This is a genomic window from Parafrankia irregularis (assembly GCF_001536285.1).
GTDB lineage: Bacteria > Actinomycetota > Actinomycetes > Frankiales > Frankiaceae > Parafrankia > Parafrankia irregularis.
This window is the reverse complement of record NZ_FAOZ01000001.1, coordinates 508,347-534,595: the sequence shown is the minus strand read 5'-3', so window position 1 is coordinate 534,595 and position 26,249 is coordinate 508,347. Positions and strand designations below refer to the sequence as shown.

Annotated in this window: 20 protein-coding genes and 2 tRNA genes; 16 read left to right on the top strand and 6 right to left on the bottom strand. The window is 71.5% G+C overall.

Annotated elements, in window-relative coordinates:
• The first annotated feature begins 51 nt into the window (after nt 1–51).
• From AWX74_RS02185 to AWX74_RS02175, 3 genes are all read left to right on the top strand, one after another.
• A complete protein-coding gene (locus tag AWX74_RS02185) occupies nt 52–1,887 on the top strand; it encodes a PP2C family protein-serine/threonine phosphatase (RefSeq protein WP_091270941.1) in 1,836 nt (611 codons plus the stop codon).
• A gap of 169 nt (nt 1,888–2,056) precedes the next feature.
• Nucleotides 2,057–2,818: a DUF4230 domain-containing protein gene (locus tag AWX74_RS02180; RefSeq protein WP_091270938.1), complete on the top strand. Its 762-nt coding sequence runs from the start codon at nt 2,057–2,059 to the stop codon at nt 2,816–2,818.
• Between the two features lie 539 nt (nt 2,819–3,357).
• Nucleotides 3,358–3,930, top strand: a complete 573-nt coding sequence (locus tag AWX74_RS02175; RefSeq protein WP_054566896.1) for an Hsp20/alpha crystallin family protein — start codon at nt 3,358–3,360, stop codon at nt 3,928–3,930.
• 204 nt (nt 3,931–4,134) lie between these two features.
• Here the strand turns inward: AWX74_RS02175 and AWX74_RS02170 are convergent, their stop codons facing one another.
• Nucleotides 4,135–5,025 (bottom strand): exodeoxyribonuclease III, encoded by an 891-nt coding sequence (locus AWX74_RS02170; RefSeq protein WP_091270936.1) that lies wholly within the window; start codon nt 5,023–5,025, stop codon nt 4,135–4,137.
• A 125-nt stretch (nt 5,026–5,150) separates the two neighbouring features.
• Here AWX74_RS02170 and AWX74_RS02165 point away from each other — a divergent pair, with 125 nt between their 5' ends.
• The 4 genes from AWX74_RS02165 (at nt 5,151) to AWX74_RS02150 (ending at nt 10,390) form a co-directional block, all read left to right on the top strand.
• Nucleotides 5,151–5,531: a hypothetical protein gene (locus AWX74_RS02165; RefSeq protein ID WP_226933227.1), complete on the top strand. Its 381-nt coding sequence runs from the start codon at nt 5,151–5,153 to the stop codon at nt 5,529–5,531.
• Nucleotides 5,512–6,240, top strand: a complete 729-nt coding sequence (locus AWX74_RS02160) for a RibD family protein (protein ID WP_091270930.1) — start codon at nt 5,512–5,514, stop codon at nt 6,238–6,240. The genes AWX74_RS02165 and AWX74_RS02160 overlap by 20 nt, the downstream gene beginning before the upstream one ends.
• Nucleotides 6,241–6,463: 223 nt before the next feature.
• Complete coding sequence (locus AWX74_RS02155) at nt 6,464–7,321, top strand: DUF1206 domain-containing protein (RefSeq protein ID WP_091271154.1); 858 nt, start codon at nt 6,464–6,466, stop codon at nt 7,319–7,321.
• 192 nt (nt 7,322–7,513) lie between these two features.
• Nucleotides 7,514–10,390 (top strand): ATP-binding cassette domain-containing protein, encoded by a 2,877-nt coding sequence (locus AWX74_RS02150; protein WP_091270927.1) that lies wholly within the window; start codon nt 7,514–7,516, stop codon nt 10,388–10,390.
• 122 nt (nt 10,391–10,512) lie between these two features.
• Here AWX74_RS02150 and AWX74_RS02145 read toward each other — a convergent pair whose 3' ends face one another.
• The gene (locus AWX74_RS02145) at nt 10,513–11,118 is read right to left on the bottom strand and encodes a TetR/AcrR family transcriptional regulator (RefSeq protein ID WP_054566901.1); all 606 of its coding nucleotides are present in this window, start codon (nt 11,116–11,118) and stop codon (nt 10,513–10,515) included.
• 196 nt (nt 11,119–11,314) lie between these two features.
• Here AWX74_RS02145 and AWX74_RS02140 point away from each other — a divergent pair, with 196 nt between their 5' ends.
• Both AWX74_RS02140 and AWX74_RS02135 read left to right on the top strand, forming a co-directional pair.
• Nucleotides 11,315–12,724 (top strand): MFS transporter, encoded by a 1,410-nt coding sequence (locus tag AWX74_RS02140; RefSeq protein WP_091270925.1) that lies wholly within the window; start codon nt 11,315–11,317, stop codon nt 12,722–12,724.
• A gap of 40 nt (nt 12,725–12,764) precedes the next feature.
• Nucleotides 12,765–13,781 (top strand): dihydroorotate dehydrogenase, encoded by a 1,017-nt coding sequence (locus AWX74_RS02135; protein WP_091270923.1) that lies wholly within the window; start codon nt 12,765–12,767, stop codon nt 13,779–13,781.
• 81 nt (nt 13,782–13,862) lie between these two features.
• On the opposite strand, the gene AWX74_RS02130 is transcribed toward AWX74_RS02135, so the two are convergent.
• Nucleotides 13,863–14,270, bottom strand: coding sequence for a TOBE domain-containing protein (locus AWX74_RS02130; protein WP_054566903.1), 408 nt, complete (start codon nt 14,268–14,270; stop codon nt 13,863–13,865).
• A gap of 1,140 nt (nt 14,271–15,410) precedes the next feature.
• Between AWX74_RS02130 and AWX74_RS02120 the strand changes: the two genes are divergently transcribed.
• Nucleotides 15,411–15,956, top strand: coding sequence for a BlaI/MecI/CopY family transcriptional regulator (locus AWX74_RS02120; protein ID WP_091270919.1), 546 nt, complete (start codon nt 15,411–15,413; stop codon nt 15,954–15,956).
• An 8-nt stretch (nt 15,957–15,964) separates the two neighbouring features.
• Nucleotides 15,965–16,993, top strand: a complete 1,029-nt coding sequence (locus tag AWX74_RS02115) for a M48 family metalloprotease (RefSeq protein WP_091270917.1) — start codon at nt 15,965–15,967, stop codon at nt 16,991–16,993.
• 28 nt (nt 16,994–17,021) lie between these two features.
• Here AWX74_RS02115 and AWX74_RS02110 read toward each other — a convergent pair whose 3' ends face one another.
• The 3 genes from AWX74_RS02110 to AWX74_RS02100 all read right to left on the bottom strand — a co-directional run bounded on the left by AWX74_RS02110 (nt 17,022) and on the right by AWX74_RS02100 (nt 21,151).
• Nucleotides 17,022–17,849, bottom strand: a complete 828-nt coding sequence (locus AWX74_RS02110) for a L,D-transpeptidase (RefSeq protein WP_242666028.1) — start codon at nt 17,847–17,849, stop codon at nt 17,022–17,024.
• A 130-nt stretch (nt 17,850–17,979) separates the two neighbouring features.
• Entirely contained in the window at nt 17,980–19,980 is a 2,001-nt protein-coding gene (locus AWX74_RS02105; protein WP_242666027.1) for a class I SAM-dependent methyltransferase, read from the bottom strand.
• 1,100 nt (nt 19,981–21,080) lie between these two features.
• Nucleotides 21,081–21,151 (bottom strand) — tRNA-Gly (locus AWX74_RS02100).
• Between the two features lie 48 nt (nt 21,152–21,199).
• Here AWX74_RS02100 and AWX74_RS02095 point away from each other — a divergent pair.
• The 5 genes from AWX74_RS02095 (at nt 21,200) to clpX (ending at nt 26,149) form a co-directional block, all read left to right on the top strand.
• A tRNA-Pro gene (locus AWX74_RS02095) sits at nt 21,200–21,272 on the top strand.
• A 55-nt stretch (nt 21,273–21,327) separates the two neighbouring features.
• Nucleotides 21,328–22,806: a trigger factor gene (gene tig / locus AWX74_RS02090; protein ID WP_165615426.1), complete on the top strand. Its 1,479-nt coding sequence runs from the start codon at nt 21,328–21,330 to the stop codon at nt 22,804–22,806.
• A gap of 297 nt (nt 22,807–23,103) precedes the next feature.
• The gene (locus AWX74_RS02085; protein ID WP_035953188.1) at nt 23,104–23,745 is read left to right on the top strand and encodes an ATP-dependent Clp protease proteolytic subunit; all 642 of its coding nucleotides are present in this window, start codon (nt 23,104–23,106) and stop codon (nt 23,743–23,745) included.
• Between the two features lie 73 nt (nt 23,746–23,818).
• The gene (locus AWX74_RS02080; protein ID WP_006542685.1) at nt 23,819–24,463 is read left to right on the top strand and encodes an ATP-dependent Clp protease proteolytic subunit; all 645 of its coding nucleotides are present in this window, start codon (nt 23,819–23,821) and stop codon (nt 24,461–24,463) included.
• A gap of 390 nt (nt 24,464–24,853) precedes the next feature.
• Nucleotides 24,854–26,149, top strand: a complete 1,296-nt coding sequence (gene clpX / locus AWX74_RS02075) for an ATP-dependent Clp protease ATP-binding subunit ClpX (RefSeq protein ID WP_006542686.1) — start codon at nt 24,854–24,856, stop codon at nt 26,147–26,149.
• Nucleotides 26,150–26,249: the final 100 nt, after the last annotated feature.

Here is a 26,249-nt window from a genome sequence, read left to right as displayed (position 1 = left end):
GGTCGTCCACCGAACGCCGTGAGGCGCGGGCGCGCGACCGGAAGGAGACGAGTGGCTGGGTCGGCGAGTCTGCGGAGCGGTATCCGTGTGCTCGTCGTGATCTCCACGGTCGCCGTCGTCGTCATGCTCTCACTCGCGGTCTTCGCCGCGCTGCGCGCCAGCGACGCCGCGGCCGAGCGGGGGGAGCGCCTCGACCCCGCGGCGACGACCACCGCTCTTCTGCTCGCTGACTTCGTCGCCCAGGAGAGCGCGGTCCGCGGGTACGTGATCACCGGGCAGGAGTCCCTGCTCGAGCGTTACACCCGGGCCGACCTCACCATCCCCCGCCAGATGAACCGCCTGCAGCTGCTGCTCGCGGACTTTCCGGACCTGATAGAGGGAACCGTCGCCGTCGAGTCGGCCTACCAGGCCTGGCGCAGCGAGGTCGCCGAGCCCGAGGTCGCCGCCACGAAGGCGGGCGACCTCCAGCGCGCTCGGGAGATCGAGACGGTCAGCGGCCGGGTGCGGTTCAGCGAGCTGCAGACCAGCGTGGCGAACCTCGGTACGGCGATCGACACCGAGCAGACGGCGGCGTCCGGGCGGGTGGAGAGCTCCGCCGTACTGCTTCTCAGCTCCCTGGGGACCGCCGCGATCGTCATTCTCGGCGTCGTCCTCACCGTGCTCAATGTGCTGCGCAGGTGGCTGCTGCGGCCCATCGACGCGCTGCGCCGGGCGGTGAACGCCGTCGCCGCCGGCCGCTACGACACGCGGATCCCGGAGGTCGGGCCGTCGGAGATCGTGGAACTCGCGGGCAACATCGACGCCATGCGCGCGCAGCTCGTCCAGCTGGTGCGGCAGAACGAGCGTTCGTGGGAGGCACTGGCGCAGGAGGGCCCGGCGGTGATCGCGCTGCGGGACGCGCTCACCCCGTCTGTTCTGCACGCGCCCGGGCTGCTGCTGCGGGGGCGGGTCGATCCCGCCCGTGGCGAGCTCGCCGGTGACTGGTACGACTCCTTCGAGCTCGCCGACGGCCGGCTCGGGATCGTCGTCGGCGACGTCTCCGGCCATGGTGCGGTAGCCGGTGTCTTCGCGTTGCGTCTCAAGCAGCTGCTCGACGCCGCGCTCGCCCGGGGCGCCGATCCCGGCCCGGCGATCGAATGGGTCGTGAACAGCCTCGGGGAGACCGACGAGATGTTCGCCACCGCGATCGTCGCGGTGGTGGACCCCGCGACCGGGGAGGTCCGGATCGCGAACGCGGGCCATCCGGACGCGCTGCTGCTGCGGCGGACGAGAGTCCCGGATGGTCCGAGGACAGCGGCGACCGGGCTCGAGTCGGGGCCCATCGCGCGGCCGGGGGAGCGGCGGCCCGGGAACGAGACCGGGTCGACCGGAGGCGATCAGAGACCCGCACCCGCACCCGTACCCGCGGCCGGCGGCGCCGTGAGAGTGGCAGGCGAAGACGTAGAGAAGAGCGGCCTGTCGCCGGTCACCCAGGCCGTCGGGACCGGCACCAAGGCGCCCGCGGCAGGCGGGGTGGCCGATGGTGACGGTGTGGGCATGGGTACGGAGCGCCTTCCGGAGCTCCGCAGCCGCGCCGAGGTGACCCGCCTTGGTGCGACCGGCCCCATGATGTCGAGCCTGGTCGCCTCGGGCGGCGCCTGGCGCACCGAGACCCTGTGGCTGGAACCCGGCGACGTCCTGTTCGTCTACACCGACGGCCTGGTGGAGGCCCGCGACGGCGCGAACCACCAGTTCGGTCTGGACAGGCTGGTCGCCGAGTTGGTGCGGCTCGCGGACCGCGGCCCGGCCGAGCTGTTGGACGACGTCTTCGAGGTCGTGCGCAGGCATGCTCCGGGACGTCCGAGCGATGACCGCACAGCGATCGTCATCGCCCGCACCACCCGCTGAGCCGGCCGGGGACGGCGGCTGGACGGTCTGGTGCACCGCAAACCTCCGCCGCCGTCTCCGCCTTCGCGTCACGGGGACCTAGGTGGGGCATAACGGTCATTTCGCACTGTCGGTTGAGCGATCGTGGTGTTGAGGCGTTACGAGATCTTCGCCGGGTACATGTCCCACCATGACTGATGAGTCCGGTTCCCTCCTGCAGGGAACAGCCGCCCCCGACGAGGGTGGTTCCGGCTCGCGGGAGGAACCTGGAGCCACGCGGCGCCTGCGTGGTCCACGGCGGCCGCGGTTCCGGTTCAGCCCCGTACGTCTGATCGCCTACGTCGTGCTGGCCGTGCTCGTGCTGGCGGGAGCCGCCGCTGTCACCGGCTGGCGGCCCTCGATCCCCAACCCGTTCGCGGAGCGCACCATCGACCGCAGCTCACCGGCGGTGCTGCGGTCGCTCGAGGACCTCAGCGAGTACCACGCCGGGAGCGCCCACCTGGAGGTCGTGGTCGACCTCGAGGACGACAGCCGCTGGATCCCGTCGGCGCTGCGCGGTGAACGCACCCTGTTCGTCGGAGTCGGCAGTGTCGACGCCGTCGTCGACTTCGGCGCGCTCGGTGAGGACGCCGTCGTCGTCTCCGCGGACCGGCGGGCCGTGACCATCAGCCTGCCCGCGCCCACACTGTCGGAGCCACACCTCGATCTCGACAAGAGCTATGTGGTGGCCCGCCAGCGGGGTGCGCTCGACCGGGTCGGTGGCCTCTTCGGCGGTCAGAGCAACGACTCGGAGCTCTACAAGGTCGCCTCGGCGAAGATCGGTGAGGCGGCTCAGACGGACGGTCAGGTGATCGAGCTCGCGAAGACGAACACGACGGCCATGTTGCGTGGCCTGCTCGGCGCGCTCGGCTTCACCGACGTCACGGTGAACTACGCGACGGATCCGCGCTAGCACCTTCGGGGCGGCGCCCACTTCTCCGGCGGGAGCCCGTCCAGACGGTGTCGACGGCCCCAGAACCCCAGCGTATGACGGGTTCTGGGGCCGTTCGCGTACCCGGCGGCGGTGCCCGCCGCGATCGGCCGGATGGCCCTACGTGGCTTTTCTCACCGTGCCGTGAGGTTTGCCGCTCGTCCGCGCCGTAACGCCGTTGACCGCGGTGTGCCCGCTCCGGCGTCACGGAAGCCGGGGCTCCCGTGACACCGGCGCTGTCGCAGGCGCGCAGACGCAGCGCGCGGGCGGGGGTGGGTGTGCCGGTCGGGTGCGGTCCCGAAGTTTGCGCCCGGATCGGGGATTCCGGTCGGAGGACCAACGTTCGACAGGACAGAGCGAATGATGGGATGGTTTCCGTCACCATCGGTATGCAGGTTCCTGAGCGCACTTGCGTTCGTAAGGTTGAGCCACCTAGACTCAGGAACGTGTCAGGGCGGGCCGGAGGGCCTGACAACGCGAGGCTTCACCAGAGGTCCCGCCCGGAGGGGAGTCACACGACAATGAGCACCTACCTGTGGGACCCGTTTGCCGCGTTCGAGCGCATGGACCGTGAGTTCAACGAGATCGTCCGGCGCTCCTGGGGCTCGCGGGACCGTGCTGTCCGTCCGCTGCGCGCCGTGCCCCGGCCGCAGGGCGTCGTCGCCCGGCCGCAGAACGTCGTGCCGTCGGCCGACGTCCTGGTTGACGGTGACGATGTTCTGATCAACCTGGAGCTGCCGGGCGTCGACGTCGAGAAGGACGTGATGGTGGAGATCGACCGCGGGGCGCTGGTCGTCCGCGGTGAGCGTTCCTCCGAGGAGGAGGAGACCGTGAACGGTCGGGTCCACCGGGAGCGCTGGCACGGCTCGTTCCGTCGGGAGTTCGCGCTGCCGGAGAACGTGGACGCGACGGCGATCAGCGCGCGTTACGACCGCGGTGTGCTGACCGTCCGGCTCGCCGGCGCGGCGGCCGCGCCGCGTAGCACCCGGATCCCGGTGGCCGCGGCGGCGGTTGTCGGGGCGCTCCCGACCGTGCGGGACGACGCTGGAGCGGGCGCCGAGGCCGCGCACGGCGACGAGCACGCCGCTTCCTGACCGATCCGCGAGCGTGCCCGGTCGGCCGGTGGCCCCGGCCGGCCGGGGCCACGCGCCGCCGTGCGAGGTGCCGCGCGTGGCGGCAGCTGATGAAGCGGGAAAACTCGCCCGCGAGGGTAGGAATCCCTGGCCTTCGGGCCAGGGAGGATGTCACGTTGTAGTGCTTCGACGTGGTGGTGTCAGGTCAGGTGGTTGCGCGGCCGGTCAGGACGCACCCGGGCGTCGGCTGCCTCCCGCGCGGGATGACGAGCCGCGAGAGGACGACCCGCGTGCCGAGGGCGGCGGGACCATCGGCCCGACGTCCCCGTCGGGCGCCTCGTCCAGGTCGACGACGACCGGGGCGTGGTCGCTGGTGCCGGTGCCCTTGCGAGCCGCCCGGTCGACCCACACCGCGCGGGTGCGGCCGGCCACATCCGCCGTCGCCAGCGCCAGGTCGATGCGCATCCCGTAGTTCTTGGGGAAGCAGAGCTGGCGGTAGTCCCAGTACGTGTAGACCGTCTCCGCTGGCCATCTCGCGCGCATCAGATCGACCAGGCCGGCGCCGTGCAGCTCGCCGAGCGCGGCACGCTCGGCCTCGGTGACATGCGTCGCGCCCTCGAAGGCGGCGATGTCCCAAACGTCGGCATCGGTCGGCGCGATGTTGAAGTCGCCCAGTGTCATCACCGGACCCGCCGGAGCGAGCTCACCGACCACGTCGCGCAGCGCGGCCAGCCAGGCCAGCTTGTAGGCGTAGTGGGGGTCGTCGACGGTGCGGCCGTTCGGCACGTACAGCGACCAGACCCGGATGCCTCCGCAGGTCGCGGCGATCGCCCGGGGCTCGGGCTTCGGGAAGCCCGGATCGCCCGGGAGCCCGCGCTGAACGTCGTCCAGCCCCGCCCGGGACAGGATCGCCACCCCGTTCCAACGCCCGTCGCCGTGGTGGGCCACCCGATAGCCACGGCGGAAGAGATCCTCGTCGAACAGCTCCAGGAAGGCGTCGTCCGCGAGCTTGGTCTCCTGCAGGCACACCACGTCGGGACTCGCACGGTCGAGCCATTCGATCAGGCGGGACTGCCGGGCCTTGGCCGAGTTGATGTTCCAGGTCGCGATCCGCACACTGTCAGACGGTAGTCCTCACCGGCGACAGATCCACGCCTGGACCGCATCGTGACATCCTCGACGTCATGATGCGGATTTCGGCTCCTCACAGGAGTCTGCTCCCGGGCAGGTCGGGTCTGGGCGTGGCCATCGCGGTCGCCGCCGGCGCGGCCGGGCTCGTCGGCTGCGACCAGGTCTCGGAGGAGACCAGGGCGGCCGGGGCCACCGTGCTGTGCTCCCAGATCAGGGTCGAGCCCAGCGAGATCGAGCAGAACCCGGACGCGGCGCGCCTCGTCGCACTCGTCGTCCGGGATCTCGCGCCCGAGGAGAACATCCGCAGCCTCGCCGGCCGCGTCGCGGACGATCCCACCGTGCTCAGCCCGCGCGCCCAGCTCGCGGACTGGGTCGCCGACCGCTGCGGCGGTGCGGTCGGCGGCACGGGTACCGGAGGCGGTGCGGGCACCGGCGGCGGCACGTCGGGCGACGGCGACGATCCGGTCGGCGATGACCGTGGGGACGACTAGCGCCCTGGGCGTTCCGGCTCGTCCCTACGTGGTGCTGAGCTGCGCGATGTCGCTGGACGGCCGGATCGACGACTGCTCGCCGAGCCGGCTGATCCTGTCGAGCCCCGCGGATCTCGACCGGGTGGACGAGGTCCGGGCCGGATGCGACGCGATCCTGGTCGGCGCCGGCACCGTGCGGCGCGACGATCCCGGGCTCGCCGTCCGTTCGCAGCGCCGGCGCGACGCGCGGACGGCGGCGGGGCGTCCCCCGACGCCACTGCGGGCTGTCCTGACCCACGAAGGCGACCTCGACCCGGCGGCCCGCATCTTCCGTGACGGTGCGGACAGGGTCGTCTACCGGGCGACCGCCGGCGCGTCCGGTGAGGCCGCTGCGTCCGGCTGCGCCGCGGCCTCACCCCTGGCAGCGGTGGCGACGGTGGTCGATCTCCCTGAGCCTCCGCTGGCGAGCCTCCTGCGGGACCTGACCGGCCGCGGGGTTCGGCGGCTGCTGGTCGAGGGGGGCACCACGATCCACACCGCGTTTCTCACCGCTGGCCTGGTGGACGAGCTGCACCTGGTGGTGGCACCGTTCTTCGTCGGCGAGGCGGGCGCCCCGACGTTCGTCGGCCCGGGCAGCTTTCCGTTCGACGCGGCGCACCGGCTTCAGCTCGCCGAGGTCAGCCAGCTCGGTGACGTCGTCCTCCTGCGCTATCTGACGTCGAAGGGCTGAGCGCCCGTTCCTGCGTGCTCGGTGCCGCGTGCCGGTTCCGTGCCGGGCCCGCGCGCCGGCTGACCGCGGCGCTCGTCCCCGCCTGCAGTTCCGCGGCTCGGACGTCGTGACTGTCACCATGAGGTGATCGCCATGGTCCTGTTGCTGTTTTGTGGCCTTCCCGCCGGGCATGCGGCGTACGGGCGTTGTGCCCGGAACCGAACCGTACCGTCGGGAGGCGATCGTGTCCGTACACAGCGTCACGCACGCGGGGCGCCAGGTGGTGTCCGCGGGCGAGAGTGCGGCGCGCCGCACGCGACACAGCCGGGCGACGGACCTCACCGCTCGGCTGGGCTTCGCGGCCCGCGGTGTGGTCTACCTGCTCATCGGGGTTCTCGCGATCCAGATCGCCCGCGGGAACCCCGATGAGCAGGCGAACCGGCAGGGGGCGCTGCGCGAGATAGCGGACAAGCCCTTCGGAACCGGTCTGCTCGTCCTGATCGCGGTGGGATTCGCCGGCTACGCGCTGTGGCGCCTGCTGGAGGGTGCGGTCGGGCACCGAGAGGAGGCCGACACGAAGAAGCGGGCCGTGAAGCGGGCAGCGTCCGTCATCAGGGGCGCGATCTATCTGGTCATCACCGGGAGCACCATCACGTTTCTCGCTTCGGACGGGGCCAGCTCCAGCTCCGGGGAGCCCGCCCCCTACACGGCACGGGTCATGGCGCACAGCGGCGGGCGATGGCTGGTGGGAGCCATCGGCCTCGTGGTCGTCGGCGTCGGCGTCGGCATGCTCGCCAAAGGAGTGACCACCGGGTTCGAGGAGAAGCTGGAACGAGCGCGGATGCGGCCCGCGCTGCTGCGCGCCGCCCGGCGCATCGGGCAGGTCGGCTACCTCGCGCGCGGCGTCGTTTTCGGGCTCGCCGGAGTGTTCGTGGTGAAGGCCGCCGTCGATTTCGACCCCGACGAGGCCAAGGGCTTCGACGGCACACTCCGGTCGATCGCCGACCAGGCCTATGGCCAGGTGCTGCTCGCCTGCTGCGCGGCGGGGCTTGCCCTGTTCGGCGCCTACTCGTTCATCGAGGCCCGTTACCGCAGACTCTGACATCCTTCTTCGTGTTCGGCGGACCTCGGCGAGATGTGGCAGTCGAGCCGGCCGACCGCCCTGGTTCCGGTGGTGGGCCCTGGTTCCGGTGGTGGGCTTCGTGCCCGGTCACCTTCCAGACAAGTCGGGGTTGGGTAGAGAATCGGTGTGATCAAGTAGGCGGAACATTCGTGGCGGGCAAGGGAGCAACCGGTGGACCGGACCACGCTGAGCGTGATCACCCCGGCAGGTCGGACGATGCTGGCGGGCGACGCGCCGTGCGTGGTGGGTCGTGGTCGTACCTCGGACATCGTCGTGAACGACGGTCGGGTCTCCCGCCGTCATCTCATGCTCGAACCGGTCGCCGGCGGCTGGCGGGTGCAGGATCTGAGCGTCAACGGCCTGTGGCAGGACGGCCGCCGCGCGGCCGATCTCTTCGTGAGCGCGCATGAGGTGCGGATCAGGCTCGGAGCGGCCGACGGGCCCGAGATCGTGTTGGTTCCGGCCGCCGCGACGCCGGGTCAGCCGGGTCCCGTGACGCCCGGTCAGCAGGCCTCCGCGGGCCCGGTGGCTCCGGTTGCTCCCGCCGGTTCGCCGGGCTCACCCGGTGCGGCTCAGCCCGGGCCGGTGAACCCCGCCTGGCCGGGCGCCGGGCCGGCCTATCGTCCGGCGCCGCCCTCGGGCCCGGGGCCGGTCCCAGCACCTGTTCCGTACCCCGGCCAGGCCGCGGCGGCGGGTGGCCTGCCGCCCGCCCCCGCGGGCCCGCAGCTTCCGCCCGCGGCGCCTCCTGGCTGGTCAGCCTCCGCCCGCGGGGCCTCGCCGGCTTCCGGACCCTCACCGGTTCCCGGCGCTGGGCCGGGAACCGGAGGGATCCCGGTTCCCGGCCCGCGCACGGGGTCGCTCCCGGTGGATCCGTCGACGTCGCAGAGCGCGATCGTGCATGCGCCGCGGCGGGTGCATCCGCTGCGGCCCGGCACGATCCGGCTCGGGCGCTCCCGTGGCAACGACGTGGCCGTGGCGGACCTGCTCGCCTCGCGCAACCATGCCGAGCTGCGGGTCGGTCCCGCCGGCGTCGAGATCGTCGATCTCGCCTCGGCCAACGGCACCTTCGTCAACGGCCAGCGGGTGATGCGGGCGCCGGTCGGCCAGCGCGACGTGATCGCCATCGGCCACCACCTGTACCAGCTCGAAGGCGACTCGCTGGTCGAGTACGTCGACTCCGGTGACGTCGCGTTCGAGGTGCAGGGCGTCTCGGTGTTCGCCGGGGCGAAGCAGCTCATGCACGACATGACGTTCCGGCTGCCGGGCCGTTCGCTGCTGGGTGTGGTCGGCCCCAGCGGTGCGGGCAAGTCGACCCTGCTCAACGCCCTCACCGGCTTCCGCCCGGCGGACGTCGGCTCGGTCCGCTACGCCGGGCGTGACCTGTACGCCGAGTACGACGAGCTGCGCCGGCGCATCGGGTACGTCCCGCAGGCCGACCCGCTGCATGCCCAGCTGACGGTGCGGGAGGCGCTCGAGTACGGCGCGGAGCTGCGCTTCCCGGCGGACACGACCGCCGAGGAGCGCCGGACGCGGGTCGGGGAGGTGATCGGCGAGCTCGGGCTCACCGCGCACGCGAACACCCCGGTCAGCCGGCTCTCCGGCGGGCAGAAGAAGCGGACGTCGGTGGCGCTGGAGCTGCTCACCCGCCCGTCGCTGCTGTTCCTGGACGAGCCCACCTCGGGTCTGGACCCGGCGAACGACCAGTCGGTGATGGAGACGCTGAAGGGCCTCGCCAAGGGCGGCGGCGCGGGCTCGTCCGACGAGGGCGGGCGCACGGTCATCGTCGTCACGCACAGCGTGCTGTTCCTGGATCTCTGCGACTACATCCTGGTGCTGGCCCCGGGTGGGCACGTCGCCTACTTCGGCCCGGCCGACGGGGCGCTGCGCTTCTTCGGCAAGGAGGACTTCCGCGACTTCGCGGCGGTGTTCCGGGAGCTGGAGCGCACGCCCGGCGCCGAGATGGCGGCCCGCTTCCGCAGCTCCGAGTACTTCGTGCCCTCGGCGATCGTCGCGCCGGCCGTGCGCAAGGCGCCCACGGCACTGCCGAGCGTGCGCCAGCAGCCGGTGTCCGCGCAGCTCGCGACGCTGACCCGCAGATACCTGAAGGTCGTGCTGGCGGACCGCTCCTACCTGCGCCTGATCTTCGCCTTCCCCTTCCTGCTCGGGATCATCCCGCGGGTCATTCCAGCGCCGGACGGACTCGATCCACTGCCGGACAGGCCCAATTCGGACGCGATGAAGGTGCTCGTCGTCCTGGTGCTGTGTGCCTGCTTCATGGGGATGGCGAACTCGGTCCGCGAGATCGTCAAGGAACGCGACATCTACCGGCGAGAACGGACGATCGGGCTGTCCCGGACCGCCTATCTCGGTTCGAAGATCATCGTTCTGACGGTGATCACCACCCTGCAGTGTGTGATCTTCACGTTGATCGGTCTGCTCGGGCGGGCTCCGGCGCAGGCAGCCCTGCTGGGGGCGCCGCTGGCGGAGTGCCTGATCGCGGTGATCGTGGCCGCGGTGGCGTCGATGATGATCGGTCTGCTGGTGTCGACCCTCGTCGACAACGCCGACAAGACGATGCCCGTCCTGGTTCTGGTGACCATGGGGCAGCTCGTCCTGTCCGGCGGCCTCGTCTCGGTCTCCGGCCGGGCGGGCCTGGAGCAGATCTCCTGGTTCGTACCCGCCCGGTGGGGCTTCGCGGCGCTCGCGTCCACGGATGACCTGAACGAGGTCTCCAAGCTGGGCAACGAGGTGCTGCGGTCCGACCCGGCCGATGCGCTGTGGGAGCACAGCGCGGGGATCTGGCTGCTCGACCTCACCATCGGTGTGCTGCTCGCCGCCGCCGCGCTGGCCGCGACGTCGTCGACCCTGCGCCGTATCGACCCCAAGGTGACCCGCCCCACGGCGCAGGCACCTGCAGCCGCCCCGCGGCCGGCGGGGCCACCGGCCATGCCCCCGGCGGGGCCACCGGCCATGCCCCCGGCGGGGCCACCGGCCATGCCCCCGGCGGGGCCGCCGGTGGGGCCGTGGGGCAGCGGGGGAGCGGCCTGATCCGACAGGCACCGATGCCGCGGCTACGGGTCGGCCGTGGCTGAGACCGCCCGTGGCTGAGGCGATCTCAGCCACGGGCAGTCCTGTGCGTGGGCGGCGTCGGCTGCCAGCCGCCAGTCGTCTCAGCCGCCGGTAGCCTCGGAGACCGGAGGTGTCGCGGACGGCTGGCCGGGCGGCACCGTGAGTTCGCGCAGCATCCTGAGTAACTGGCCGCGCAGATCGCCGGTGGGCGGTGCCAGCCCCAACAGGTCGGCGAGCCACATCCCGTCGGCGGCCATGCGGACCAGCGTGGCCAGGGCCGGGTCGATGCGGTCCTCGACGATCCGGCTCTGCCAGGTGTCGTAGCGTTCGCGGAACTGGCGCAGGCGATTCGGGTCGGCGATCAGCGCGGCGAGGACGCCGACCTCCGCGGCTGCCTCTCCCGGCTGGCCGTTGCCTTCGGTGCTGACGTCCAGATAGGCGCGTACCCAGCTCCCCGGCCGGTCGTCGACAACGGCGCGGCCGGTCACCTCCGCGTCGAACTCGTCGTTCCACCGGTCGTAGAGGGCGTCGATGAGTGACGCACGGGTGGGGAAGTGGTGGAGCAGGCCTCCCTTGGAGACCTCGGCCTCGCGGGCCACCGCGTCGAGGCTCAGCGGCTGATCGCCGTGGCGGGTGAGCACCCGCCAGGCCGCGTCGAGCAGGCGCTGCCGAGTGGCGGCCGGGTCCGAGGCTGGCACGACCGCCATTGTGCACCACCGACCAAGCAAAGACGCTTTGACGTGCGTGTTCATCACGATCCCGGCGGGTTGACCGACCGTCCGGACGGACGGTAGTAGTCGTGGGGGTGAGCCGGGCGGGGACCCGGGCACCCGCCAGGTCCGGGCCGGTGCCCGAGTCCACCGGGCCTGGCGTGGGTGTCGGGCCGGCGGGGGACGGCGAGCTATGAGCAGATTGAGGGACGGCCGGGTCGGCATGCCGGCCGGCCTGGTAGCCGACGACGGGGCCGGCCAGGCCTCGTTGACCCACGGGTCCGTGGGACGTCTGGTCGTGGCGCTGGCCACCGCCACGATGCTGCAGTGGCTGGGAGCCTTCGCGATCGCGCCACTGCTCCCGCTCTACCTGGAGGAGCGCGACGTCTCCGTCAGCGGCGTCGGCGTCGTGATGGCGGCGTTCTTCGTCGGCTCGCTCCTGTCGCAGTACCCGGCGGGAGTGCTCACGGCCAGCCGAGGGCATCGCCCGGTGCTGCTGGGGGGCCTTGTCCTGTATGCGGTGGGCAGCGTCGGTCTGATCGTCTCCCCGGGCCTCGGCTGCGACGCGGTGGTGCGTGCGCTGCAGGGCGCCGGCGCCGGCGCGTTCGAGGTCGCCGTTCTCACCGCGGTCGCGGCGACTGTTCCGGCAGACCTGACCGGGCGTGCCGTCAGCGCGGTCTACACGGGCCAGATCGCCGGTACCGCGATCGGCCCGATGCTCGGCGGCCTCGCCGGTGAGCGGCAGATGGACCTGCTCTTCCTCGGCGCGGCGGTCGCCGCTGCGGTCGCGGCCGTGCCGGTCCTCCTCCTGCTCCGCCCGGACGGGAGAGCCTCCGCCGGCGGCGACGCTCTGACCCCCGTGGGCCACGCGAATCCCGCGAGCCCCGCCGCGGCTGCCGCGGCGGGGCCGCGCTCGGGGTCACTCCGCGCTCTGATCGGGGCCGGAGTGGGCGGGCTGCTGCTGGTGGCGGCGGTGAACGGGCTGTCGGTAGGAACCTACGAGACCTGCTGGAGCCTCCTGCTGGCTGACCGCGACGTCTCGACAGAGATGATCGGGCTGAGTTTCACCCTCTTCTCGCTGCCGTACATCGTGTGCGCGCTGCCCGCGGGCTGGCTCGCGGACCACAGTGACCGCCGGTGGCTCGTGACAGGCGCGACGCTGGCGATGGCCTGCACCGTCGCCAGCTACTCGTTCATCGACTCCTTCTGGTTGATCATGCTGGTGTGCTGCGTCGAGGCGATCGCCCTGGCGGTCAGCTTCCCGGCCGCCCAGTCGCTGCTGGCCCAGGAGGCCGGGCGCGTGGGTACCGGGCGGGCGCAGGGCCTGTTCACCACGACGCAGACCGCCGCCACGGCGTTCGCCGCCCTGACCTCCGGCGCCCTGTACTCGGCGAACGTGCACCTTCCGTTCCTGCTCACCGCCGTCGCGGCGGTCGCGGTCGCGGTCGTGCTGCCGCTGCTGTGGCGACAGGTCCGGGGCGTCGTGTCGGCTCCCGACGAGGTTGTCGCGGCGGGGCCCGCGCTGGGGGCGGCAGATGTGGTGGGGACGGGCTCCGTCGTGGGGGCCGTGCCGGTGGGCGTGGGGCACCGGCGGGTGACCTGAGCTCGCCAGCGCCGTCCTGGCGGGTCGTTACGCTGGTCAGATGGGTGAAAACGACAGGGACGTCGCGTCCGCGGGCCAGGACACACAGCCGGCGGCGGCTCCGGTGGCCGCCGAGTTCGTGGTCGCGGGGGTGGCCTTCGAGCATCCGATCATGAACGCGGCCGGCACCTGCAAGACGCTGGCGGACGTCACGGCGCTCGCCCGCAGCGCGGCCTCCGCCGTCGTGGTGGGATCGATCACCCGGGACGCTCGGGCTGGCAACAGCGGCGAGGTCTACTGGTCGGGTCCCGGTGGATCCCTCAACGCCCTCGGGCTGCCGAATCGCGGTATCTCCTACTACCGCGAGCAGCTTCCGGCGATGGTCGACGCCGCGCACAACCACGCCAAGCCACTGGTGGTCAGCGTGGCGGGTTTCGCCGCCGACGAATACGCGGACCTGGCCCGCGTCGCCGCCGACGCGGGAGCGGACCTGATCGAACTCAACCTCGCCTGCCCCAACGTCTGGGATGGCGGGCAACAGAAGCGGATCGCGTGTTTCGACCCGGGGCAGACCGAGGCGATCTGCGCGGCCGTCGAGGCGGCTCTCGCCGCGGCGTCACGCCCGGCGCCGCCCTACGGGGTCAAGCTCTCGCCGTTCTCCGACCCGGAGGCACTGGGCGAGCTGGCGGGGCTGCTCGCCCGCCGATCCGGAGTCTCGGGTGGGCCGAGGTTCGTCACGGCGATCAACACCTTCCCGAACGCGCTGGTCCTCGACGATCGGCTGCGTCCCGTCCTCGACGTCGGGCTCGCCGGGCTGAGCGGTGCGGCGCTGAAGCCGGTCGGGCTCGGCCAGGTGCGACAGCTCCGCCGGCTCCTGCCCGAGCGGATGGACATCATCGGTGTGGCGGGCGTCCAGAACGGCCGTGACGTCGTCGACTACCTGGCCGCGGGCGCACGGGTGGTGCAGAGCGCGACGGCCTTCTGGAACAGGGGCGAGGACCCGACCGTGTTCGGTGACATCCTCAGCGACTGGATCGACACGAAGGAGCTCGCGGCAGCCCAGGCCGCGGCCGGCTGACGGGACCTCGCTGAGGGAACCGGTCGGAGCCCGTCCGGTAGCGGCCATCCGGCGGACTGCGCCGGTGCCGGACGACCTCCGTCAGTGCCGCTCGGGCAGCTCGATGACCACGTTGGTCGCCTTCACCGTGCCGACGGCGAGGACGCCTGGTTCCAGCCCGAGCTCGTCGGCGGCCTCGCGGCTCATCAGCGACACCACCCGGTGCCGGCCGGACTGGATCTCGACCTGGGCCATCACCTCATCGCGGCGCACCCTGGTCACGATGCCGGGAAACCGGTTGCGGGCCGAGGCGCCGACGATGGAGGGCGAACTCAGCGGGAGCTCACCGGCCATGTCGATGGCGAACTGCGCGAGCACCGCGCCTTCGACCGCCTGCCTGCCCGCGCCGTCTCGAACGGTGGGCAGCCGTCCGCCGTCCGCCCAGCGACGCACTGTGTCGTCGCTCACGCCGAGCAGGCCGGCGACCTCGCTGATCCTGAAGGTCGACATGCCGGCACCATATCCGCCCGCAACATCCCCTGCGATTCCGCGAGCCGGCCTGACACGTCGACGCGTCCGCCCGGACCACGCCTCACGCTGTGTTCGGCCTGGTTGATGTCATGCGGGGCGCGGCTGGTTGGCCGGCCCACCGGGAGCTGCCCGGAGAAACCAGCTCCGGGGTGCCCGAAGGTGGCCGGACGCGGGTTCGCCGCGAACGTCGGCCCGGACGGTGTTTTCATCGAATGGTGGCCTGCCGCCGTTCCCGCCGGCGGGGCCCGGTTGGTCCCGTCGACCCGCTGACCGCACGCGCCGCGTCCCGCGTCGGCGTGCCCGGCGTCGGCGTGCCCGCAACCAGCGCGGATGAGGGGTCCGTCCGGGCCGGGGGAGTGCCGGAGCCGCAGGACCTGGACTACCGGTTCGACCTCGATCTCGGCGAACTGGTGCCGGGAGCCGGGGTCGTCGCACGAGGAGTTCGGCTCGACGGCGCGGCCCTGACGCTCTTCTTCGTGCTACGGCCGTGCGCAGGGGCGGCAGCGTCACCAGGGCCGGCAGCGTCACCGGGGGCGGCAGCGTCATCAGGGCGGGCGCTGGCCGTCTCACCGGCCCAGCCGCTGTTCATGTGCTTCTACCGGCCCGGTGCGCCGGTCGACGACGGGTTGGCGGGCCTCCCGGTCGCCTGCGCCGCGGTCGAGGTGGCCGGGAGCCGGTGCCGGGCGACGTTCCCACCGCCGGTGACCAGTACCTGCCGAGTCCGTTTCGGTCTGCGTCCCTGGAGGGCGGGCCGTGGCCCGGAGCCTGGGTGTGCTCGCGGTGTCGATCTCGTCGGCAGGGACGATCACCGCGGGGGAGTCGACCGAACGGGGCCTTCGGCGTGTGGTCCGGGCGGTGACCTGTGTCTTGATCTGCGTACCGGCCGTGCCGTCTTTGTTCCCGCGGATGCCGGGAAGACAGGGAGCACCGGGGAGTCCGTTGGTTGAGCGGTGTGGTGGTCGTGGGCCGCGGGTGTCCCACCCGGCCCGTTCGTGGGAGTTTCGCCCAACCGCTCGTATCGTGGTGCGATGTGAGGCGGAGGGGAAATGCGCTGCATGGGGGTGCCGCCCGGGCGACGCATCGTTTCGGCTCCCCGAGTACCGCTGGGGAGCCGTTCTGATGGATGACGCGACATCGTCGACCGACGCGCTGCCGCCCGATGCGGCGCCGCACGAGGCAGTGATGCCCGAGGCGGTGCTGCCCGAGGCTGTGCCGGCCGCGCGGCGTCGGCCACCTGGTTCGCTGGAGGAGGAGGTGCTTGGCGTGCTGCACAGCTCCGGGGAACTCTCTCCCGGTGAGGTACGCGACCTCCTTCCGGACTCCGGGAGGCTCTCCTACAGCGCGGTGGTCACCACGCTCACCCGGCTTCATGCCAAGGGCGTGGTCACTCGTCGGCGCCATGGGCGGGCCTACCTGTACTCGGCGCCCGGCGATCCGGCCACGCTCGTCGCCTGGCGGATGAACCGGCTGCTCGCCGGCCAGGCCGACCACAGACGCGCGCTCACCCACTTCATCGCGGCGCTCTCTCCCACGGACGAGGCGCTGGTTCGCGACCTGCTGGCCTCCGCCCCCGCCCAGCCGGGTGGTGTGCCCCTGGCCGGCGGCGACCTGCAGGCCCACGGTGGCGGGGCCGGCACGGCGCCTGGCTCCGAGCCCAGCCGATAGGGCGAGCCGTGGCCGTCGATCAACTGCTTGTCTCGGTCGTTCTCGCTCCGGCCGCGGGTGTGGTCGCCGGGCGCATCCTGGTCGACCTGCTGCCGCCGCGCGCCGTTGCCTTCGGCTACACGGCCGCCGCGGGCCTGTTCGCCGCCGCGAGCACACTGAGCCTGGTCGCGTTCGGCATGCCGGCGGTGGCGCGGGTCGCCGGGCTGTCGCCGGCGCACCAACCGGTGGTGATGTCCTGGCAGTCCGGCGAGATGCCGCTGTGGGCGTCCTGGGCATGCCTGCTGCTGGTCACGGTCGCGATGATCTCGGTGCTGGTGACCGGGCGGAGTCAGTTCAGGTCCGTGCGCGCCGCCCGAGCTGAGGCTGCCGCGCTGCCGGGAACCGGCGAGATCGTGGTGATCCCCGATGGTCGCGCGGACGCCTTCGCCCTTCCCGGCGTCCCGGGGCGCATCGTCGTCACCGAGGGCATGCTCACCGCGGTCGGCGCGGGCCGGCACCAGGCGCTGTTCGCGCACGAGCGGGCGCATCTGGCCGGTCGGCACCACCGGTTCTCCTTCGGCGCACGCCTCGCGGCGGCCGCGTTACCGCCCCTGTGGCCGATGGTCACCGTGATCGACTACGCGATCGAACGGTGGGCCGACGAGCAGGCGGCGAGCGTGGTGGGTGATCGCCGCTCGGTAGCGCACGTCGTCGGCACGGCCGCGCTGGCCGCCACCGAGCAGGCTGTCGTCGAACAGGCCGCGGTTGAACAGTCCGCTGTCGTCGGCGCGGCCGAAAGGCGGACCGGCCGGCGGCTGTTCCCCGGTCGCCTCCGCGAGCCGCGCACCGCCAAGCTGCGGGCGGTCGCGGCCGGTGGAGGCCCACGACCCGGCCCTGTTCCGCGTCGGGTCGCCGCGCTGCTCGCAGCCCCGCAGCGGCGCAACCGGCTCCTGCTCGCCGCCCTGCCCGCAGCGCTCGCGCTCGCCTCCTGCGGAGTCTCGATCGAGGCGCTGCTGGATCTGCCCTACCGGCGGGTGTTCGACTACGTCGAGCCCTGAACGCCCGCGGGTGGTTGGCGCAGCGCGCTCAGCCCACGATCGTGACCGGCGTCCCGAGTGGGACGAGACCCACCAGGCGCAGCAGGTCATCGTTGCGCAGCCTGATACATCCCATGCTGACGTCCGAGCCGACAAGGTCCGGGCGGTTGGTGCCGTGCAGTCCGATGATGCCGTCGGCCCCGTTGAACTGGGTGATGACGTCCGAGAAGCCGGAGAGCCCGAAGGCGAACGGTCCCCAGGGGCCGTTCGGGTCCGCCGGGCGCAGCAGTTCGGTCAGGTAGAACACGCCGCGTGGCGTCGGTGTCGAACCAGTGCCGATGCCGACCGGGAGCTTCGCGGCGACCGCCCCGTCACGGAAGACGGTCAGCCGGTGCGCCCGGCGGTCGACCAGCAGCTCGTAGGGCGTCGTCGTGAGACGGACGTCGGCTGCCCGCACCCAGCCGATGCTGTTGTTCGGCCGGACGGGCACCCGGACCCGAAGCCAGTCGCGCTGCCTCTCCTCCACGCCGAGCACCAGGGCGACGCCACGTGGATTGGGATTGTCCAGGGTCCAGCGTGGCTCGCCGCCGCCGCGATCCGCGAAGATCTCCAGACGGGGCACCGTGGCATAGGCGACCCAGGCCCAGCCTGCGGGCAGGGCCAGGATCGTGGCGTCGGCCGGCCGCGGATCGTCGGCGTGGCCCGGTTCGTCGCCGCCGCGCCCCGCATCAGGCGGGACGATGCTCGGCCCCGGCCGGGCAACGGGCCATGGCCCGCGGGCCTCGCCGGTGACCTGCCCGCCGCAGCCGGCGAGCGCGAACATGCTCACTGCCGCGGCCAGTACCCCCAGCACCCGAGCGACACCCCGTCCAGCCACGGCTCCGTGCCACCCCCCCGAGACGCGCGACGCGCCGGTCCTCACCGACACGGCCGCTTCGCCAGCAGAGGGTAGTTCGCCGGTCACGGGATCATGGGAAGCCGCGTTGTCGCGTGGCGACTCCGATCCGTCACCTCCGCGCGGCCAGCACCCGGTATGCGTTCGAACGCCGGCCGGCGGTGAGATAGCGGCGGCTCGCCACATCCCAGGCGATCGCCGCCGGCATCGCCGCCGCCGTCACCGCGCCGAGCAGGACCCGCCGCACCCGCGCCGCCGCGGGGCTCGCGACGTCCAGCCACGGGCTGCTCGGTGGCGGCGCGGCCCGCTGCCAGGCCCCCCACAGCGCGATCGGGGCGTCCCCGCCCTGGTGGGCTGGACCGAACCGCACGTCGAGAACCTTCAGCCCGAGGTCGTCCAGAGCGGCGGTCAGGTTGTCGGCCGGGAGGAGGTGCTGATGCTGGGGGACCAGCCAGCCGGGCCAGTACGTGCCGAACCAACGGCCGGCGGGGCAGTGCGGATTCGGCAGCTCGACGATCAGGTGCCCGCCCGGGGCGAGGACCTGCGCGGCGGCCCGCAGCTCCTCCCGGGGGTCTCGGGTGTGCTCCAGGTAGTGGAACATGCTGACCACGTCGTAACGGTCGCGCAGGGTGCCCGCCAGGTCGGGCAGCCGGCCCCGGTAGGCATGCTCGATCCAGCCCCGGCGTTCGGCCTGGCCGATGCTCTCGCCGATGTCCAGGCCGTCGAAGGACGTCGTCGGCCAGACCTCCCGAGCGGTCGCGCAGAAGTGGCCGAAGCCTCCGCCGACGTCGAGCCAGCGCCGCGGCGCGGGGATGTCGATGCGGGCCCGGTCCAGGTAGGTGGCGGAGTTGCGGCTGAAGAGCTCCTCGACCAGACGGGCGCCGAGACCGGAGTAGAAGTCCCGGTAGTAGAACTCGAGCCCGTCCAGGGTCAGCCGTGGGTTCTGGAAGACGTGGCCGCAGTCGCGGCACCGGTCGTACCGGAACACGCCGGGCTTCGCCTGGAAGCAGTCGACGCCGAGCAGTTCGAGTGCCAGCTCGGCTCCGCCGCACCAGGGGCAGGCCGTGAACGGGGGTTCCAGGAACCTGTCGACGCCGGCGGCGAGGTCGGCCGCGTACTGGCGCCTCTTCGCCGCCAGCACCGCGGGCTCCGGCACCGGTGGCCCCGGCCGAGGCGTCCGTGCGGTGGCGGTGGCAGCAGCGGTAGTGGGAGTGGGAATGGTGGCGGTGGTGGCGGTCGCAGTGGTGGCAGTGGTGGCAGTGGCGGTCACGGCCGTACCAGCGGTGGTTGCCGGTGCGGTCCGCCTCGCGACGACCGGTGAGGCGAGAAACCGCAGCATCGGCAGCCGGCGGGTGAGCGGGCTGCGGGCCAGCTCACCCGCCGTGAGCCGAATCCGCCCCGCACTCACCACCAGGGGCTGCACCCATCCGAGCAGTGCGGCACCGAGCGCCCAGGCTGGCGCTGCGGCCATGCCGGCGACCACCGCCAGGTCACGGGCGAGTGGCATGAACGGCATACCGGGAGCCCACGGGTAGGCGGCGAACTCGATCTCCAGTCGCTGCGTCGCGGACCCCGCACCCGCCGAGAGCCCCGGCAGAAGCGCCAGCCCCGTCGCGGTCGACGCATGAAGCCGCAGCGTCGCGGTGGCCGCGACGAGATCGACACGGGTCGGCGTCGGCAGATCCAGTCCGGCGCGTTCCCATACGTCCTGTTCGACGAGCAGGGCCTGGAAGGCACCGCGCCCCGACGTGAGCAGGCCTGGCCGGCCGGCCCCCGGATCGACCATCCGCGCCAGGTCGAGCACCTCATGGGCGGCCATCTCGGCAGGCACCAGATCCAGGACGGACAGGCCCTCCCGGAGCGCGTACGCACTCGCCGCCCGCCGCTGCGCCTCGTCGAGCCGGACGCCGTCGGCGACCAGGAACCGGTGCGAGGGATGCACGGCCTGACCGGCCGGCGGAATCACCGCCAGCGCGCGCACCCGCGCACGCAGCCGCACGCTGTTGAGGCCGATTCCGGCACAGGCGGCGATCGGCAGCCACGCGCGGAGGGTGCGTGTTCCTTCGCTGATGACGCCTCCCGGGGCGAGGGCAACGAGAGCAACACCGCGCACCCTACGGCCGCCATGGCCCCCACCAGGACCTGCACACACGCCACCCACCAGGGTCCCGTGCGGCCCCCTGACCTGCCCGGCCGCCGAAAACTCCCAGATCGCCCCGTACAGGCGAAGCGACCCGAAGCACCCCGAAGCGCCCGGACGGCCGGAGTCGCCCCGGGGCCCCCGGGATCACAAAGGTGATGCGATCGACCACGGAAAGTGTCGACTTCGCCCCAGGGGTGCCGCCGGGAACCCCCAACATGTGCAAAACTGGCGACAATCAACGCACAACCATCCGCCATGGGATGGTCGGTCACTCCAGTGGTCCGCCACCGAGTCGGCGGCCCTGCGCACCCGGCCATCTGGCGGGGAGCCCCCGAGTCGGGAGGTTCGCCACCACCCGGCCGTTCCGGGGCGATTCCGGCCGCCTGGATCCTGGCAACGTTCCGCACCCGACAGATCTCGGAGAGTGCCGAACCGATCCGTCTGGACGCTCTCCAACGCCGAGAAGCCCGGCTCCGCCGCCCCCGATACGACGACCGGCCCGAACATTCAGCTCAGGGCACAAGACCAGCTCAGGAAAGAGGCTTCGGGTAAGGCGGTCCAACGCAAGCCGCCCCACCCCCGAACCGGCTTCACCGGCACGACCCACACGCCGAAACCCACCAGCTCAGGACCTTCACCCCAAGACCCCGCCACCTCAACGGCCAACGGAGATCCAAGGTCACCACCCCGAAAAACCCCAGCGCCCCAAGGGTTCGGGGCCCCGGGACACCGCCCCGAAACCCCAGCGGCTCAGGCGGTTCGGGGGGTCCGGGGCACCGCCCCGAAACCCCAGCGGGCCAGAGGGTTTGGGGGGTCCGGGGCACCGCCCCGAAACCCCGGCGGGCCAGGGGGTTTGGGGGTCCGGGGCACCGCCCCGAAACCCCAGCGGCTCAGGCAGTTTGGGGGGTCCGGGGGCCTCGCCCCCGAAACCCCAGCACACCCACCACACTCCAACCGCCCGGGCCCCCCACCCCGCCAGCGGCAGGGGGGCTCCGGGGGGCAACGCCCCCCGACGAAATAACGGCCAAAGGCCCAAAGCCAAAGGCTTTGGGCATAGGAATCCCAGCTCGAGCGGGTGACCGGGATCGAACCGGCATGGCCAGCTTGGAAGGCTGGGGCTCTGCCATTGAGCTACACCCGCGTTGGTGATGAGGACGAGCTTACCCCGTAGGATGGGGATGCAACGCCTCGGGGCGTAGCGTAGTGGCTAGCGCGCCTGCTTTGGGTGCAGGAGATCGGGAGTTCGAGTCTCCCCGCCCCGACCGATACTCTCGGCGCATCACCCCGTCCGACGTCGTACCAGGAGACCGCCGCGCCGTGAAGGCCACCAAGGAGACCCTCAGTCCTACCCGGGTCAAGCTGACCGTCGAGGTGCCCTTCGACGAGCTCAAGCCGTCCGTCGATGCCACCTACCGCAAGCTGGCGCGTCAGGTGCGTGTCAGCGGGTTCCGCCCGGGCAAGGTTCCGCCGCGCATCCTCGACCAGCGCCTCGGGCGGGGTGTGATCCTTGACGAGGCGATCCAGGAGGCGCTGCCGCGCCTGTACTCGGAGGCTGTCCAGGCCGAGGAGGTCGACGTCCTGTCGCGGCCGGAGGTGGACATCACCGAGTTCGCCGACGGCGCTCAGCTGGTGTTCACCGCCGAGGTGGATGTCCGTCCGGATGTGACGCTGCCGGAGTTCGGCGACCTGGAGCTGGTTGTCGAGCCGGCGGTCGTGTCGGACGAGAAGGTCGAGGAGTACCTCGGTACTCTGCGCGACCGGTTCGCGGTCCTGAAGCCGGTGGAGCGTGCGGTGCAGGAGGGCGACTTCGTGTCGCTGGACCTGTCCGCGTCGGTGGACGGCGAGGCCATCGAGGACGCCACGGCCACCGGGATGTCGTACGAGGTGGGCAGCGGGAACCTGATCGACGGCATCGATGAGGCGATCACCGGTGCTTCGGACGGCGACGAGCGCACCTTCGACACCGAGCTGCTCGCCGGCGAGTACGCCGGGCGGACGGCCCAGGTCACGGCGGTTGTCCGTGGGGTGAAGGAGAAGGAGCTCCCGGAGTTCGACGACGATTTCGCCACGACGGCCAGCGAGTTCGACACTCTGGACGAGCTGCGTGCGGATGTTCGGACCCGGCTGGAGACCGTCCGGAAGCAGGAGCAGCTGGGCGAGGCCCGCGAGAAGCTGCTCGACAAGCTGGTCGAGCTGGTCGAGGTGCCGGTTCCGGAGTCGGTGCTGGCGGGCGAGCTGGAGGCGCGTGAGCACCGCCTGTCGCACGAGCTGGAGCACATGGGGACGGACCGGGCGGCCTACCTGGAGACCCTGGGGCAGTCCGCGGAGGAGTTCGACTCCGAGGTGCGTGACTCGGCCGGTAAGGCGATCCGGTCGCAGTTCATCCTGGACGCGGTGATCGACGCGGAGTCGATCGGGCTGGACCAGGGCGAGCTGATGGAGCAGATCCTGATGCGGGCGCAGCGGGCCGGTGTGCAGCCGGATCAGTACGCCCAGCACCTGGCGCAGGGTGAGGGCCTGACCGCCCTGATGGCGGACGTGCTCCGGACGAAGGCGCTGTTCCTGCTGTTGGAGAACGTGAAGGTCGTCGACTCCGAGGGAAACCCGGTGGAGTTGCACCTGCCGCGTCGGCCGTCGGCTGACGAGGGTGACGACGTCGTGGACATCTCCGACGAGCTTGACGCCGAGGAGCTTCCGACGGGCGCGGCGGGCCCGGTGGCCGCGGCCGCTGACGCCGACTCCGACGCTCAGAGCGATGCGGGCGACGCCGAGGCGGACGCGGGCGATTCGAAGTAGTGGCGGGCCCGGGCGTTTCCGGGCCTGACGCGGCGTTGTGGGGCGGCCTCCGGAATTCGGTCCTGATGGACCGGGCGCCGGGGGCCGTCCGCGTGTCCGGGAACCACAGGTGGACACCGCAGGGCACGCTGTGGGCTCCGGCTCGGGTCCGTAGGTGCTCGGAGCACAGGGATGCCGGACTGGCCCAGCCTCACGCCCAGCGCGAACATCGAGGGAGAAGCACCGGAACCGGCTCGGGTCACAGATAGTGTCGAGCCGGTCAATCAGATGCCGCCAAAGGAAGCCGAGGATCCGACTGTGAGTGACATCGCCGCCCCTCGCCTGGCTGTCCCGGGCCCGAGTCTGCGCTCTCCCGGCCAGAGCGGTCCCGGCTTCGACGAGCAGGTGTTCAACCGGCTGCTCCGCGAGCGGATCATCTTCCTTGGTTCGGTGGTGGAGGACTCGATCGCCAACGCGATCTGTGCGCAGCTGCTGCTGCTCAACGCCGAGGACCCGCAGCGGGACATCTTCCTTTACATCAACTCGCCCGGTGGATCGGTGAGCGCCGGCATGGCGATCTACGACACCATGCAGTACGTGGAGAACGACGTCGCCACGGTCTCGCTGGGCCTTGCCGCGTCGATGGGCCAGTTCCTGCTCTGCGCGGGTGCGCCGGGCAAGCGTTACTCGCTGCCGCACGCGCGGATCATGATGCACCAGCCTTCCGGCGGCATCGGCGGTACGGCCTCCGACATCGCGATCCAGGCTGAGCAGATGCTGTACACGAAGCGGATGATGCAGGAGCGCATCGCGTTCCACACGGGTCAGCCGGTCGAGCAGATCGAGCGTGACTCCGACCGCGACCGGTGGTTCACCGCCGATGAAGCGAAGGACTACGGCTTCGTGGACCACGTCGTCCAGCGGGCCCGCCAGGTTCCCAGCGAAGGCCCGGTGAGCTGACGTACCCCCAACGGCCGCAAGCCGCCGGAGAAGTCCCGACCCTCGTCACCCGCTCTCCTCGGAGGCAGTCACCATGTACGGATCACAGGGCTACTACGGGCCGCAGAGCCGGTACGTCCTCCCCAACATCATCGAGAAGACGTCCCGCGGCGAGTACGGCATGGATCCGTACTCGAAGCTCCTGAAGGAGCGGATCGTCTTCCTCGGCGCCCCCATCGACGACACGTCGGCGAACGACGTGATGGCGCAGCTGCTGTTCCTGGAGTCCGAGGACCCGGACCGCGACATCTCGATCTACATCAACTCGCCGGGTGGCTCGTTCACCTCGCTGACCGCCATCTACGACACGATGCAGTTCGTCCGGCCTGACATCCAGACGATCTGCATGGGCCAGGCGGCGTCGGCGGCGGCGGTGCTGCTCGCGGCGGGTACGCCCGGTAAGCGGTTCGCGCTGCAGAACAGCCGGATCCTCATCCACCAGCCGTCCGCGCAGGGTGAGGGCCAGTCGAGCGACATCGAGATCCAGGCGCGCGAGATCCTGCGGATGCGCACGCTGCTGGAGCGGATGCTCGCCGAGCACACCGGTCGTAACGAAGAGGACATCCGCAAGGACATCGAGCGCGACAAGATCCTCAGCTCCGAGGAGGCCAAGGAGTACGGCCTCATCGACGAAGTGATCAAGACCCGGAAGTCCTCGCGGCTCGCCGCAGCGCGCTGAACCCGGGTCGCGTGCGGCGTCGCCGGGCCTGCCTTCCCGCGGGCCCGGCGGGGGTCGGGCAGGCCATGGCTGTGGTCTCCGGTGGGTCTGCCGGTTTCACCCGGCAGGCTCCTCGGTGGCGGGCCAGGTGCGACGCATTGGCATCACCACCTCTCAATTCGGACACCCGATCGTGCTGTGACGCCGAACGGGCTGTGTGGACGAGCGGGGACGCCTCCGATGACCGTAGGCTGACCGGTATGAGCCCAGCGATTGGGCTCTCACCGGACGCCCCCGCGGGGTACCGTCCCCACGAGGACGGATACAGGCAGACACGCGACGACCGGGCGGTGCGCACCGCCCCCGACACGCAGGCGACACCATCGTCTGGACGAAGGGACTGAGTCCTCGGTGGCACGCATCGGTGATGGCGGTGACCTGCTCAAGTGCTCCTTCTGCGGTAAGTCGCAGAAGCAGGTGAAGAAGCTCATCGCTGGCCCAGGCGTCTACATCTGCGATGAGTGCATCGACCTCTGCAACGAGATCATCGAGGAGGAGCTCTCCGAGTCCTCGGAGCTGAAGTGGGAGGAACTGCCCAAGCCCCGGGAGATCTACGAGTTCCTCGACGGCTACGTCGTCGGCCAGGAGGCCGCGAAGAAGACGCTGTCGGTAGCCGTCTACAATCACTACAAGCGGGTGCAGGCGGGCAGCTCCTCCAGCGGTGACGCGGCGAAGAGCGAGGTCGAGCTCGCGAAGAGCAACATCCTGCTGCTGGGCCCCACGGGCTGTGGCAAGACCCTGCTAGCCCAGACCCTGGCCCGCATGCTGAACGTCCCGTTCGCCATCGCCGACGCGACCGCGCTGACCGAGGCGGGCTATGTGGGCGAGGATGTCGAGAACATTCTTCTCAAACTCATCCAGGCCGCCGACTATGACGTCAAGAAGGCCGAGACGGGCATCATCTACATCGACGAGGTCGATAAGATCGCCCGCAAGTCGGAGAATCCCAGTATCACCCGGGACGTCTCCGGCGAAGGTGTGCAGCAGGCGCTGCTGAAGATTCTTGAGGGAACGACCGCGAGCGTCCCGCCGCAGGGTGGTCGGAAGCATCCGCACCAGGAGTTCATCCAGATCGACACGACGAACGTGCTGTTCATCGTGGGGGGTGCCTTCGCCGGGCTCGACCGCATCATCGAATCCCGGATCGGCAAGAAGTCCCTGGGCTTCCGCGCGGTGCTCCACGGCAAGGACGACCCGGACTCCTCGGACGTCTTCGGCGACATCATGCCGGAGGACCTGCTCAAGTACGGAATGATCCCGGAGTTCATCGGCCGGCTGCCGATCATCACCAGCGTCTCCAACCTCGACCGCGAGGCGCTGATCCGCATCCTCACCGAGCCGAAGAACGCCCTGGTCCGCCAGTACAAGCGGCTGTTCGAACTGGACGGCGTGGACCTCGACTTCACGACCGACGCACTGGAGGCCATCGCCGACCAGGCGATCCTGCGGGGCACCGGTGCCCGTGGCCTGCGCGCGATCATGGAGGAGGTCCTGCTCTCGGTGATGTACGACATCCCGAGCCGCAAGGACGTCGCCCGCGCGGTCATCACCCGCGAGGTCGTGCTGGAGCACGTCAACCCCACCCTGGTGCCACGGGACGTCGCCGCCTCCAAGCGCAACCCGGGCCGCCAGGAGAAGTCGGCCTGACCCGCGGGGCCGTGCGGGCGGGGCCTCGCCACGCGGCGGTGGTCTGACCCGGCGGCCTGATCGGCGGACATCCGCCCCGGCGAGTCGCGGAGCAACTGAC

Excerpts from the sequence above, each read along its gene's own strand:
- AWX74_RS02180 (WP_091270938.1), top strand. The coding sequence starts at position 2,057 with ATGACTGATGAGTCCGGTTCCCTCCTGCAGGGAACAGCCGCCCCCGAC.
- AWX74_RS02175 (WP_054566896.1), top strand. The coding sequence starts at position 3,358 with ATGAGCACCTACCTGTGGGACCCGTTTGCCGCGTTCGAGCGCATGGAC.
- AWX74_RS02160 (WP_091270930.1), top strand. The coding sequence starts at position 5,512 with ATGACCGTGGGGACGACTAGCGCCCTGGGCGTTCCGGCTCGTCCCTAC.
- AWX74_RS02145 (WP_054566901.1), bottom strand. The coding sequence starts at position 11,118 with ATGGCGGTCGTGCCAGCCTCGGACCCGGCCGCCACTCGGCAGCGCCTG.
- AWX74_RS02140 (WP_091270925.1), top strand. The coding sequence starts at position 11,315 with ATGAGCAGATTGAGGGACGGCCGGGTCGGCATGCCGGCCGGCCTGGTA.
- AWX74_RS02135 (WP_091270923.1), top strand. The coding sequence starts at position 12,765 with ATGGGTGAAAACGACAGGGACGTCGCGTCCGCGGGCCAGGACACACAG.
- AWX74_RS02130 (WP_054566903.1), bottom strand. The coding sequence starts at position 14,270 with ATGTCGACCTTCAGGATCAGCGAGGTCGCCGGCCTGCTCGGCGTGAGC.
- AWX74_RS02120 (WP_091270919.1), top strand. The coding sequence starts at position 15,411 with ATGGATGACGCGACATCGTCGACCGACGCGCTGCCGCCCGATGCGGCG.
- AWX74_RS02080 (WP_006542685.1), top strand. The coding sequence starts at position 23,819 with ATGTACGGATCACAGGGCTACTACGGGCCGCAGAGCCGGTACGTCCTC.